Consider the following 12474-nt stretch of genomic DNA (forward strand, 5'->3'; position numbering starts at 1 on the left):
GCTCCCTCGGCTTCCCGGCACAGCCGCACCCAAGACTTGACCCTCCCCCCGAAACACCACTGAAGGCGGTACCACCAATGATCAGACACTCCAAGACGACCCGTGCTCTCGCGATCCTGGGGCTGGGGGTGCTCGTGCTCTCCCAGGCGGCCTGCGCGTCCGATTCCGCCCCCGGCTCCGGCGCCACCGGCTCGGCCGCGGTCGGGTTCCAGTACACCGACGCGCGCGGCGACACCGTCGCGCTCGACGCCGCCCCGCGGAACATCGTCATGAGTGAGCAGGCCGCGGCTGCGCTCATTCCTTACGGCATCCGACCGGTCGGAATCTGGGGATCGAGCGCGCCCGAGAAGAGCGGAGTGCTCGCGGGGCTCGATCTCTCGGGCATCGAGTCGCTCGGCGTTTCGTACGGCGACGTCGACGTCGACAAGCTCGCCTCCCTCCAACCCGATCTGGTGATCACGGGATGGTACGCGGGTGACTACCTCGGCGGACTCGGCGCCGAGGACGCCGAGGTGTCGAAGCAGATCGAGAAGGTCGCTCCGATGGTCACAGTATCGGCGCAGAAGAGCGCCTCGGCCTCGCTCGACGACTGGCGAGACCTGGCCCAGACGATCGGCGCCGACGTCGACTCGGGCGCGATCGCCGCCGAAAAGGCCGCCTACGACGACGCCGTCTCCGAGGCGAAAGCCGCCCTTGCCGCGCGACCGGGCACAACCGCCTACGCCGTGGCACCCGCGACCCAGTTCTACGTCGCGATCCCGGACGAGTTTGCCGAGCTGATCGACTACACCGACTGGGGCCTGGACGTGCGCCAGTCGAGCGTTCCGCGCGACGATATGTCGGGCTCGTTCAGCCCCGTGAGCTGGGAGAACGCGGGGGACTACGCCTCGGACCTCCTGCTCTATGACACCCGTCCGTGGACGACTCCGCTGGCACAGGTCGAGCGCGACCACCCCACCGTCGCCACGCTGAAGGCGGTCGCTGACGATCACGTCGTCGATTGGACGACCGACGCGACGTTCAACTACGCCAGCGGCACACAGCAGATCCGGCTCCTGACGGATGCCGTGAAGGCTCTACCCGCGAGCGGAAAGTAAGGCCCGAGTTTCGTGCGACGGAATCGAGGAGTCCGATGACCCTGACCGATCTGGTGCCTGCGGCTCCGGATCGGTCGGGTCGCGCTCCCGACGCGCCGAGGAGGGCCGTGAAGGTGGCGGCGCGCCTCGTCGATGTGCTGCTGCCCGCGGTCCCCGCGGCGATGGGTCTGGCGCTGATCCACGCGATCCCCGATGAGCGCGGCCCGTGGCAGAGCGACCGGATCGTCGTGGGTGTCGCCGGTCTCGTGCTCGTTGCCGCGCTGATCGGGGTCACCGTCTCGCGCGGCCGACGCGGCCAGAGCATCGGCATGGCGGCCCTCGGACTCGTGCGCGTGCCCGGCCTCGGCGTGCGGTCTCTGGCAGCGCTTCGTCGCGCGAGGATCGACGTCGACGTGTTCGTCGTGCGCCCTCGTCGTGCCGCGGGGATCCTCGCGGTGCTCGCCGTCGTCGTCGTCGGCGTCGGGATGATCGCGATCGCGATCGGAGCGAGGAACGTGACGCTCCCCGAGGTCGCCCACGCCGTCGTCGGGTTCTCCGCCACCTACAACGACATCGTGATCCGCGAGCGGGCCCCCGTGCCGTGGTCGCGATCGCCGCGGGTCTCGCCCTCGGCGCCGCGGGCACCATCGTGCAGGCCCAGACCCGCAACCCGCTGGCCGACCCGGACCTGATGGGGATCACCCGAGGGGCGACGTTGGCGACCGTGCTCGCGATCTGGCTGGGCGGCCTGACCACTCCCGCCGAGTACACGGTGTTCTCGCTGCTGGGGGCGCTGGCCGTTACGGTGCTCGTCATCGTGCTCGCCGAGACGATGGGCGAGACGCTGATGGCGCTCCCGCTCATCGGAGCGGCCGTCTCCTCGGTGCTCGGCAGCGCCGCTGCGATGCTGCTGCTTCTGGATCAGACCGTTCAGCAGTCCTTCCGGCGCTGGATGATCGGGGGGCTGTCCGACGGCCCGCTGTCCACGTACGCCGTCCCGCTCGTCGCGATCGGCGTGGGCCTGGTGCTCGCCGTCGTCTGCGCGCCCTCGCTGAACGCGCTGAGCCTGGGAACCGAGATGGCGACGTCGTTGGGCGCCGACGTGCGCCGTGCCCGCATCGGGGGGCTGCTGGCCGTGGGGCTGCTCGCGGGGCGGCGACCGCCGCCTGCGGGCCGGTCGCCTTCCTGGGGCTCATCGCGCCGCACACGGCTCGCCTGCTGGTCGGCACCGACCACCGCGTCCTGCTTCCCTCGTCGGCGCTGATCGGTGCCATCGCGCTGCTGTTCGCCGATGTCGTCGGGCGCACCGTCGCACGGCCCGCCGAGGTTCCGGCGGGGATCATCTTCCTGCTGGTCGGCGCTCCGCTGTTCGTCCTGCTGGCGCGCCGGACGTCGGGCGGGCAGTGAGCGCGGGTGTCCGGGTCGCGCGGCTGGGGGCCCTCTCACTCCGGTTGCGGACCCGACCTCTGGTGGCCTTCACCGCTCTCCTCGCGGTGGTCCTGGTTCTGTTCTGTCTGTCGATCAGCGCGGGGAGCACCTGGGTCGCGCCGGAGACCGTCGTGACCACACTCGGCGGAGGGGGTGGGCAGGCCGTCCGTTACCAGGTGCTGGGGCTTCGCCTGCCCCGCGCCGTGATCGGGGTGCTCGCGGGGGCAGCCCTGGCCCTCGCCGGCGCCTTCCTGCAGTCGGTCGCTCGTAATCCGCTCGCGAGCCCGGACGTGCTCGGGATCACCAGCGGTGCGAGCGTCGGCGCCGCAGCCGTCTTCGTCCTGGGCTGGCGCGTCCTCGGTGCGCCCCTGACCGTCTCGCTGCCCCTCGCGGCGCTGATCGGTGGCTCGATCGCGGCCGTCGTGGTGTTCTCCGTCTCGCGGGGTGCGGCGGGAGGGCTGCGCCTCGTCCTCGTTGGCGTCGGCGTCAACGCCTCTCTGCTGGGACTCCTGCACGGGCTCCTCCTCGCAGGCGGCACCTACGACGTCCTGCAGGTGCAGGTGTGGCTTACGGGCGACCTCTCCTCGGACACCGAGCGGATCGCTCCGCTCGCCGCGGTATTCGTCGTCGCCGTGCTCCTGGCGGTGGCCACCGCGCGGGCGACGGAGGCGATGCAGCTCGGCGACGACGTCGCGCAGGGCATCGGTGTCGCGGTCGGCCGCACCCGGGTGGTGCTGCTGGCCGGTTCGGTGCTCTCGGCGTCCGCCGCCGTCGGCGCGGCCGGACCTCTCGGCTTCGTCGCCCTGTCGGCGCCGCAGATCGCGCGGTTCTTGACGCGCGAGTCCCGCGCTCCACTCGGCTGCACGGCGATGTGCGGGGCGATCCTCGTGCTCTCCGCCGACCTGGTGGCGCGCACCCTGTTCTCGGGAACCGTCTCGGTGGGTCTGCTCACCGCGATCGTCGGCGGCCCGATCCTGATCTCTCTGATGCTGCGACGACTGAGGAGCCCGGCATGATCGAACGCACGACACACGCGCTGACCGCATCCGGGCTCCGGGTCGGTTATGGAGGCCGCGAGATCGTGAGCGACGTCGATCTGGCGCTCCGCGCGGGCTCGGTCACCGCGATCATCGGGCCCAACGGCAGCGGCAAGTCGACACTGCTGCGAACGCTGAGCCGACTGCTCGTTCCGGACGCGGGGTCCGTCGCCGTCGGCGGCCGGCCACTCTCCGGGATGCGGACGCGCGATATCGCGAAGACGATGGCCTTCCTGCCCCAGGCACCCATCGCTCCCGAGGGGATGACGGTCCGCGAACTCGTCGCGCGCGGCCGCCACCCCCACCAGTCGCTGCTGCGGCAGTGGAGCGCTCACGATGCCGCCGAGGTCGACGCCGCAGTGCAGCTCACGGCCCTCTGGGACCTCGCCGATCGCGACGTGCAGACCCTTTCGGGCGGGCAGCGCCAGCGGGCCTGGATTGCTCTGAGCCTCGCCCAGGACACCGACATCCTGCTCCTGGACGAGCCGACCACCTACCTCGACATCGCCCACTCCGTCGAGGTGCTCGATCTCATCGACCACCTCTGCGTCGACCTCGGCCGGACGGTCGTGATGGTCATCCACGATCTGAACCTCGCGATCCGCTACGCGGACGATCTCGTCGTCCTGCACGAAGGCCGCATCGCCGCGCAGGGCTCGCCCGACCAGGTGATCACGGAGCGCCTGCTCGAGGCTGTCTTCGGCCTGACGGCCCGCGTCGTCCCCGATCCGGTCTCGGGTCGTCCCCTCGTCGTGCCCGTCGGACGACGACGCACCCACCGAGCACCCGACACGCCACCAAAAGAGACAGGAGACACCCATGTCTGACAACCCGTTCGATGACGAGAGCGGCCGCTTCCTCGTGCTGATCAACGCCGAGGACCAGCATTCGCTCTGGCCGATCTTCGCCCCCGTCCCTGGCGGCTGGAGCATCGCCTACGGCGGGCAGCACGGCGCGGATCGCGCAGAGTGCCTGGCGTTCGTCGAGGCGAACTGGACCGACCTGCGGCCCCGCAGCCTGCGGGCGGCGCAGGACGCGACGCCGTGAGGTGGCGGTCGCGATGAGTTCGCGCCACCGGCGTGCGCGGCGATCTCTGCTGCGGAGGATCCTCGCCGTGACGAAGTTCTTCCAGCGGCCCGCGTCCACGTCGCCCCTCGCGTTCAGTCAGACCGAGCCGCGGTTCTCCGAGCCGAAGGAGGCCGAGAAGACCTGGCTGGCCGGGCATCTCGCGCTCGCGGCCGACCTCGACGCGGAGGCGCGTCCGCCGCGATCGTCCGCACACCTTCGGCCCGCCGCTTATCCTGGTGGGCGATGTCGAACTCCCGCGCTGAGGCCGCTTACCAGCGCTCCCTCCGCGCCTTCCGAGCGCCGACGCTGGATCTCCTGCACGGCCGGTACGCGCCGTTCGTCGTCGCGGCCCTCTCGCTCGTGTTCACGGTCGACCGGCAGGTCGTGGCCGTGGCGGACGCGCACGCCGAGGTCGGCGAGCTGCTGGAGGAGCTGCGCTCGGCCGGTTACGACGAGGGCGAGCGGGCGCTGCCGAGCGGCACAGGCCGCGACGTCTGCCGCTACTGGGTGCGCGTCGGCTGGCTCGTCCCGCAGATCGAGGGCGAGTCCGAGGTGTACCGGCTGAGCGCCCACGCCGTCAGCGCGCTCGAGATCACCGGGCGCACCGGCGGAGGCCGCACGCGGGTCTCGAACTCGCGCGTACGCACGCTGCTGGAGGCGGTCGAGCGCCTGGCCGCGGACGTCGAGCCCGACCCGCAGGCCCGGCTGGCGCGGCTGCGCGAGGAGCGGGCACGCCTAGACACCGAGATCGCGGCTCTGGAGGGGGGCGCCGGTCTTGAGCCGACCGATGACGAGCAGCTGCTCGAGGAAGCCGAGAATGTGGTCCACCTCGCGCGCGAGCTACCGGCTGACTTCGCGCGGGTAGCCGAGTCGATCAAGGCGATGCAGCGCGACGTGGTCGCGGACCTGCGACGCGACGTCCGACCCACCGGGGAGGTGCTGCGGGAGTATCTGGAGCGCGGTCAGCAGGTGATGCAGGCCACCAGCGAGGGCCGAGCGTTCGCTGGAGCGCTTCGGCTCCTCGGGGACCCCGAGCGGATCGACGCGCTCGCCGATCAGCTGCACACCGTGCTCGTGCAGCCGTTCTCCCGCCTGATGGACCCGACCCAGCGGGCAGAACTCAGCACGATCGGTCGCCGGGTCGAGCTGGGCGTGCAGGAGGTGCTGACCGCGCAGCGCCGCGCCTCCCATGTCATCACAGGCCAGGTCAGCACCCACGATCCGGCCCGCGATCGCCAGGTGGACGAGTTGCTGCGCGAGGTGATGGCGGGGCTGCAGGAGTGGACGGGCGGAGTCTCCCCGGACGCGCCGGTCGCACCGCTGCTGCACCTGCCGGTCGCCGGGATCGGTCACCTGCGGCAGACGCTGGGGGACGTGCGACCGGCCGGGGGACCAGCTCCGCTGGCCGAGGACGACGCAGCGGAGTTCGTCGGCGACGACAGCCGCGCCTGGGGTGGTCCGCGCTACGCCGAGCTGGAGGCCTACGTCGCACAGCTTGGCGACGAGTTCGATCTGGCCGACGCGTTCAGCGCGGCGCCGGAGCAGACGCGGCGTCCGGTCGACCTGCTCGGCCTGCTCGAGATCGCGCACCGCACGGGCCTGGTCGACGGGGAGGGCTACTCGGTCGTCCGCGCCCGCCGACCCGACGGGACCACGCGCCGGTTCGCCTTCGGCTCCGTGACCGCACACACCGAGAAGGAGACCGACGATGAGTGACACCCCGGTGACCGACGGGGCCGGCGTCGATCCGTCCATCGACCCCTTCGTCGATCCGTCCGTCGATCCCTTCCTCGAGCGGGTGGCGATGGAGGAGGACCCCGACGAACTCTTCCCCGGCGATCGCGGCGTCCTCGACACAGAGGTCCGCCGTGTGCTCGTGCATGTGCTGCAGCGGCGCTTCCTCCTCGCCGACCGGCACCGGGAGCAGTGGGCCGTTCTCGTGGAGCACCGGCAGCTGATCGAGTCGCGGCTGAACGACCTGTTCGTGCGGCTGATCGTCGACCATGAGCGCGGAGTCGCCTACAAGCAGCAGGTGCGCTCCGACAACGTCGAGATGCCGGTGCTGCTCCGCGACCTTCCATACAACCGCGCCGAGACGCTGGTGCTCGTGCACCTGCGCACCGTGCATCAGCGGGAATCGGCGGCCGGCGAGTCGTCGGCGCGCGTGGACGTCGAAGAGGTCGAGCAGACGGTGCTCAGCTACTTCGCGGACGCGGAGCGGGACACCGCGCGTCGGCAGCGGATGGTTCGCAAGGCGCTAGAGCGGCTGGGCCGGGACGGCATCGTCGAGGAGGAATCGGCGGGGCGGTACCGGATCAGCCCGATTGTGGAGATCGTGCTGAGTGCGCCGAAGCTGCGGGAGCTGAGCGACTGGCTGCGCGGGCGCGGCAGCGACGAGGCGGCTGCCGATGACGCCTCTGCCGACGACGCCCTCCCCGACGACACCCTCCCCGACGACAGCCCCGATCCGGAGGACGACCCCCGATGACCATGCTCGACACCCTCTTCGGCCTCATCCCCGCCGCCTCCCGCGGACAACAGTGGCTCGCCGAGGATTTGCAGCTGGTCAACTGGGGCGGCTACGACGGTGCCCACCGAGTCCGCTTCTCGCCGGGCGCCACCCTGCTCTGCGGCGGCTCCGGCTCCGGCAAGTCGACTCTGATGGACGCCTACATCGCGCTGATGATGCCGCACACCACGCCCTTCAACGGTGCCTCCAACGGCGGAGTGACCGGGCGGCCGCGCGGCGAGGACCAGCGCAACATCCTCTCCTACGCCCGCGGCAAGCTCGATGAGTCGCGGACGGAGGAGGGCACGAGGATGCGCGTCCTGCGCGGGGACGGCACCGACACCTGGACCGCGGTCGCGATGACCTGGGTCGACCACGACGGTTCGCGCTTCAGCGCGGTCCGCGCCTGGTATGTCCCGGCCGGTGCGCGCGTGCTCGAGGAGACCGTGCGCGTCCGCGCGAGCGCCGAGGGCCCGATCAACCTCGCCACTCTCGACGGCGCCGCGGCGCACCGCTTCTCCGACACGTCGCTGCGAGCGGCGGGTCTGGACCCGCTCGCCACCGACCGCGAGTTCTCGGCGCGCCTGCACGCGGTACTCGGCATCGGAGCCGCCGGCGCCGGATCGAAGGCGATGAGCCTGCTCGCGCGCATCCAGGCCGGTCAGCAGATCACCACGGTCGACGACCTCTACAAGAAGCTCGTGCTCGAGGAGCCCGAAACCCTCGCCTCGGCCGACGCGGTCGTCGCCCACTTCGACGAGCTCGAGAGCACACGACAGCGGATGCTCACCGCGCGCCAGCAGGTCGCCGCGCTCGAGCCGTTGAGGGGTCTGCGCCTGCGCATCGCCGCTTCGGCCGAGCGCGTGCGGTTGATCGACGCGCTCGGCGAGTTCGACGCTCCGGTCTCTCCGGCGGCCCTCTGGCGGGCGGAGCAGCGCCTCGGCCTCCTGCGCGACGTCGAGTCCGAGCTGCGGGAGCGCACCCGCTCCGTCGACGCCGTGCTGCGGGAGAAAAGGGCGCTCGCCGGGGCGGCGGAGTCGGAGCGGGACGCTCTCGCCGAGGTGCTGCGGGCCTCCGGCGGCGATCGCCTCGACACGGCGCAGCGCGAGCTCCGCGAGGCGCGGCGGCGGCTCGAGACGGTGCGCGACAGCAGGATTCGGCTCGACGAGGATCTGCGTGCGCTGGGTATGGAGGAGACCACCCGTGAGGGCTTCGAGGGTGTCCTCGCGCGCGCCTCCGACGCCACGGGCGCGGCCGAGGCCAAGCGCGACGCCCGCGCGACATACTCGGACGCGATGACGGAGCGCACGGCGGCCGCTCGCGATCTCGCCGAGCTCGAGGCGGAGGCGCGCGCGGCCTCGCAGCATCACGACAGCATTCCGAGGCCGTTGCACGAGGCGCGCGAGGTGATCGCCCGCGCGGCGGGCCTTTCGCGGGACGACCTGCCCTACGTGGGAGAGCTCGTCGAGGTTCGGAGCGAGTTCGAGCCGTGGCGGGAGGCGTTCAGCCTCGCCCTCGGCGGCTTCGCGACGACGCTCCTGCTCGACGTCGCCCACCTCGATCGCTTCCGCGCCGCGATCGACGCCGTGCGGCTCCCGGTCCGCCTCCGCTACGAGGGCGTGCAGACCGGCCTCGAACAGGTGCGCAGCCTCGACCCATCGACGCTGCCCGGTCGTCTCGACTACCGCTCCACGCCCTTCACCGGCTGGCTGCAGGACCGCCTCGAGGACCGCTTCGGTGTCGTCTGCGTCGAGCACGCGGACGAGCTGGGGCGGCACCGGTTGGCGCTCACTCTCTCCGGTCAGCTCTCGCAGGGCCAGCGCGGAGCGCACGGTGGCCACGGCGCGGCAAGCGTCCTGGGCTTCTCGAACGCGCGGAGGCTGCGCGAGCTGAGCGCACTCGTCGAGACGGCCCGGGCTCGCAGCACAGCGGCGACAACCGCGTCCCGAGTCGCGGAGGAGGCACTCGACGCGATCGACGACCGTCTCACCCGCTTCGCCCGCATCGCCCGCGTCTCGTGGGATCAGGTCGACGTGGATGCGCTGGTCGCGGAGCAGGAGCGCTGGACCGCGGTTCTCGGGGAGGTGGCGGAGGCGAACCCCGAGCTGGCGCGACTGCGGGAGCAGATCGCCGAACTCCGGGAGCGGTCGGAGCGGCTGCGCCAGGAGATCGCCCGGGCGAGCGTCGAGCGGGAGCGGATCGAGGCGGAGTGGGCCGTGGTGGTCGACGACGTCGACGCAAGTCAGGCGACCCTCGACACGGCGGAGCGGGCCGAACGCGAGCTGCACGACGACGAGCGCGCTTTCCTCGACGCCCGCTTCACACTGACCGAGGCCGCCGCGTCCGGCAGCGCCTCGGACGTGCTGGTCCGCTTCGACGCCGCGCTTGCCTCGGCGGCGCAGCGGCTGGAGGAGGACCGCCGCTCCGCCGCGCAGGCGCACGAGCAGCAGCGCGAGAGCGCCGGCCGGATCATGGCCGGCTTCCTCGACCGCTGGCCCAACCCCACTCTGCTCGTCGATCCCGAGGCGTCCGCGGGCGACTTCGAGCGCCTGCTCGATGCCCTCGAGACCAGCGGTCTGCACCGGCTTGAGTCCGAGTGGCGCGACAGCCTCCTCACCCTCTCCGGCAACGACCTGACCAGCTTCGACTCCACGCTCGGCCGCTCGCTCCGCGAGATCCGCGAGCGGATCGAGCCGATCAACGTGATCATGCAGGATCTGCCGTTCTACGACGACGGCCACCGTCTTCAAATCACCACGCGCGAGAACCAGTCGGAGGTGCGCCGACGCTTCCGCCGCGAGCTCCGCGAGGTGCGTGCGCAGATCCAGGTGGTAGCGACGGAGGAGGAGCGCGAGCAGGTCTACCGACGCATGTCGCGGCTCATCCAGCGGCTGCGACGCACCGCGCCCGACTTCGGCGACCTCGTCGACGTGCGCAACCACGTCCGCGTCAGCGCTGAGCGCGTCGACGCCGTCACCCGCGCACACGTAGCGCTCTACGACCACATTGGCGAGAAGTCCGGCGGCGAGTCGCAGGAGCTGATCGCGTTCATCGTCGGAGCGGCGCTGCGCTACCAGCTCGGCGACGCGGGCGCCGACCGCCCCCGCTACGCCCCGGTCTTCATGGACGAGGCGCTGATCAAGGCGGACGCCCACTTCACCAAGCGCGCGATCGGCGCGTGGCGCGGGCTCGGCTTCCAGCTCGTCATCGGCGCCCCGAATGATAAGTACAGCGCGATCGAGCCGCACGTCGATGTCGAGTACGACATCCTCAAGGACACCCATGGGCGTTCCTGGGCCAGGCCCAAGGTGGGCCTGGCCGAGTAGGCGCTACCGCCCGATCTTCGCGTGGCTGCGCGAATACGCGACGTAGATCCCGAAGCCGACGGCCAGCCAGATCAGGAAGCGCAGCCAGGTCTCGATCGAGAGGTTAAGCATCAGGTAGGTGCAGATCAGCGCCGACAGTAGCGGGAGCCACGGATTCAGCGGGACCCGGAAGCCCCGCTTCAGGTCGGGGCGCTTGCGGCGGAGGACCACGACACCGACCGAGACCAGCACGAACGCCGAGAGCGTGCCGATGTTGACCATCTCCTCGAGCACGCCGATCGGGGTCAGCCCGGCGAGCAGGGCGACCACGACGGTCACCACCACGGAGGTGAACCACGGCGTGCGCAGGCGCGGGTGGACCGCGGCGAGACGCTGAGGGAGCAGTCCGTCGCGGGCCATCGCGAAGATGATGCGGGTCGCACCGATCAGCAGCGTCAGCACCACAGTGGTCAGGCCGGCGACGGCACCGGCCGAGATGACCGTCGCCATCCAGGCCTGCCCGTGGTAGGCGAAGGCATTGGCGAGCGCAGCGGAGGGGTCCAGCTCGCGATAGGGCACCATCCCGGTCACCACGAGGGCGACGGCGCAGTAGAGCACGGTGCAGATGATGAGCGACGCGATGATACCGATGGGCAGGTCGCGCTGCGGGCGGCGGGTTTCCTCCGCCGTGGTCGCGACGACGTCGAAGCCGATGTAGGCGAAGAAGACGAGGGAGGCGCCCGCGATGACGCCGCCGACTCCGAAGGTCGCGGGCTCGATGCCCGAGAGGAACTGGAGGAGGGGCTGGGTGAGGCCGGAGGCGGCCTGCGAGGGCTCGGCCGCGGGGATGAACGGCGAGTAATTGTCCATGTTCACGAACTGCAGGCCCGCGACGATGACGAACAGGACGATGAAGAGCTTGATCGCCACGAGCACCAGGTTGACGCGCAGCGACTCCTTGATGCCGAGAGTCATCAGCGCGCCGAGCACCAGCACCAGGAGGATCGCGGGCACATCGACCACTCCGCCGTAAGCGAGCGCGGGGGGCAGGGCGACGCCCAGCTGCTGCAGAAGGGCCCCGAGGTAGGCGCTCCACCCCTGCGCGACCACGCTCGCCCCGAGGAACAGCTCCAGGATCAGATCCCAACCGATGATCCAGGCGAAGAGCTCGCCGAGCGAGGCGTAGGAAAACGTGTACGCCGACCCCGACACGGGCACGGTGGAAGCGAACTCGGCGTAGCACATGGCCGCGAGGGCGCAGGCGAACGCGGCGACGACGAAGCTGAGGACGATCGCAGGGCCGGCGATGTTGTGGGCCGCGCGGCCGGTGAGCGTGAAGATGCCCGCGCCGATGACGACTCCGACGCCGAAGACCGTGAGGTCGAGCGCGGTCAGCGACTTCTTGAGCCGGTACTCGGGCTCATCGGTGTCGGCGATCGACTGCTCGACGGACTTGGTACGCAGGAGGCTCACGGTGGTTCTCTCTGTCGGCGGCGGAGTGGCGAGGAGGCGCGAGGGCCACTGGGGAGGATAGCGGGGCGGGCGCCTCTGCCGCTCCGGGCAGCGGGCGAGTACGCTTCCTGGCCATGAGCAGGATCTTCTCGGTGGCGTTCGCGGACGTGCACCCCCTTTACGTCGCGAAAGCGCAACGCAAGGGTCGGACCCGGGAAGAGGTCGACGAGGCGGTGCGCTGGCTCACGGGCTTCACGGACGCGCAGCTTCGGCAGCACCTCGAGGCCAGGACGACGGTCGAGGAGTTCTTCGCGGCGGCGCGCCTGCATCCGCACGCGCCGGCGATCACGGGCGTGGTCTGCGGAGTGCGGGTCGAGACGATCGAGGACCCACTGATGCAGCGGATCCGGTACCTCGACAAGCTGATCGACGAGATCGCGCGGGGGCGGCCGATGGCGAAGGTGTTGCGAGCAGCTCCCGCGGCGGTCTGAGAGCGGCGGCGAGCTCGGGCCTTCCTCCACAGGTACCGCTTCGCCGCGGCTCTCCACGGATCCGGCTGTGCCGCCCCTGCGCTCGAGGCGAGGCGAGCAAGGTGTCGG

The 12474-nt window shown here is 71.2% G+C and carries 12 protein-coding genes; 11 read left to right on the forward strand and 1 reads right to left on the reverse strand.

The genetic code is table 11. The annotated features are described in order from the left end of the window. Positions 1-77: 77 nt before the first annotated feature. The 10 genes from C1O28_RS04525 (at position 78) to C1O28_RS04570 (ending at position 10444) form a co-directional block, all read left to right on the forward strand. Positions 78-1097 (forward strand): ABC transporter substrate-binding protein, encoded by a 1020-nt coding sequence (locus C1O28_RS04525; protein WP_097166939.1) that lies wholly within the window; start codon positions 78-80, stop codon positions 1095-1097. Positions 1098-1132: 35 nt separating this feature from the next. After that, complete coding sequence (locus C1O28_RS04530) at positions 1133-1768, forward strand: hypothetical protein (protein WP_127821437.1); 636 nt, start codon at positions 1133-1135, stop codon at positions 1766-1768. Then, positions 1678-2340, forward strand: a complete 663-nt coding sequence (locus C1O28_RS04535; protein WP_127821438.1) for a FecCD family ABC transporter permease — start codon at positions 1678-1680, stop codon at positions 2338-2340. Before C1O28_RS04530 ends, C1O28_RS04535 begins: the two co-directional genes overlap by 91 nt. Further along, positions 2271-2483: an iron chelate uptake ABC transporter family permease subunit gene (locus C1O28_RS16045; protein WP_421668938.1), complete on the forward strand. Its 213-nt coding sequence runs from the start codon at positions 2271-2273 to the stop codon at positions 2481-2483. The genes C1O28_RS04535 and C1O28_RS16045 overlap by 70 nt, the downstream gene beginning before the upstream one ends. 62 nt (positions 2484-2545) lie before the next feature. Next, the gene (locus C1O28_RS04545; RefSeq protein ID WP_104256879.1) at positions 2546-3520 is read left to right on the forward strand and encodes a FecCD family ABC transporter permease; all 975 of its coding nucleotides are present in this window, start codon (positions 2546-2548) and stop codon (positions 3518-3520) included. Next, on the forward strand, positions 3517-4368 hold the full coding sequence (locus C1O28_RS04550; RefSeq protein WP_097166942.1) for an ABC transporter ATP-binding protein: 852 nt from the start codon (positions 3517-3519) through the stop codon (positions 4366-4368). The genes C1O28_RS04545 and C1O28_RS04550 overlap by 4 nt, the downstream gene beginning before the upstream one ends. Then, positions 4361-4588 (forward strand): MbtH family protein, encoded by a 228-nt coding sequence (locus C1O28_RS04555; protein WP_097166943.1) that lies wholly within the window; start codon positions 4361-4363, stop codon positions 4586-4588. The genes C1O28_RS04550 and C1O28_RS04555 overlap by 8 nt, the downstream gene beginning before the upstream one ends. A 264-nt stretch (positions 4589-4852) precedes the next feature. Beyond that, positions 4853-6325, forward strand: coding sequence for a DUF3375 domain-containing protein (locus C1O28_RS04560; RefSeq protein WP_097166944.1), 1473 nt, complete (start codon positions 4853-4855; stop codon positions 6323-6325). Then, the gene (locus C1O28_RS04565) at positions 6318-7097 is read left to right on the forward strand and encodes a DUF4194 domain-containing protein (protein ID WP_097166945.1); all 780 of its coding nucleotides are present in this window, start codon (positions 6318-6320) and stop codon (positions 7095-7097) included. The genes C1O28_RS04560 and C1O28_RS04565 overlap by 8 nt, the downstream gene beginning before the upstream one ends. Beyond that, the gene (locus tag C1O28_RS04570; protein WP_097166946.1) at positions 7094-10444 is read left to right on the forward strand and encodes an ATP-binding protein; all 3351 of its coding nucleotides are present in this window, start codon (positions 7094-7096) and stop codon (positions 10442-10444) included. The genes C1O28_RS04565 and C1O28_RS04570 overlap by 4 nt, the downstream gene beginning before the upstream one ends. Positions 10445-10447: 3 nt before the next feature. On the opposite strand, the gene C1O28_RS04575 is transcribed toward C1O28_RS04570, so the two are convergent. Then, positions 10448-11896 carry an amino acid permease gene (locus C1O28_RS04575; protein WP_097166947.1) on the reverse strand — a complete coding sequence of 483 codons (1449 nt, stop codon included), beginning with the start codon at positions 11894-11896 and terminating at the stop codon, positions 10448-10450. Positions 11897-12009: 113 nt separating this feature from the next. Between C1O28_RS04575 and C1O28_RS04580 the strand changes: the two genes are divergently transcribed. Then, the gene (locus C1O28_RS04580; protein ID WP_097166948.1) at positions 12010-12366 is read left to right on the forward strand and encodes a DUF2200 domain-containing protein; all 357 of its coding nucleotides are present in this window, start codon (positions 12010-12012) and stop codon (positions 12364-12366) included. Positions 12367-12474: the final 108 nt, after the last annotated feature.

Origin of the sequence: Rathayibacter rathayi (assembly GCF_004011095.1) — a bacterium.
Classification (GTDB): Bacteria; Actinomycetota; Actinomycetes; order Actinomycetales; family Microbacteriaceae; genus Rathayibacter; species Rathayibacter rathayi.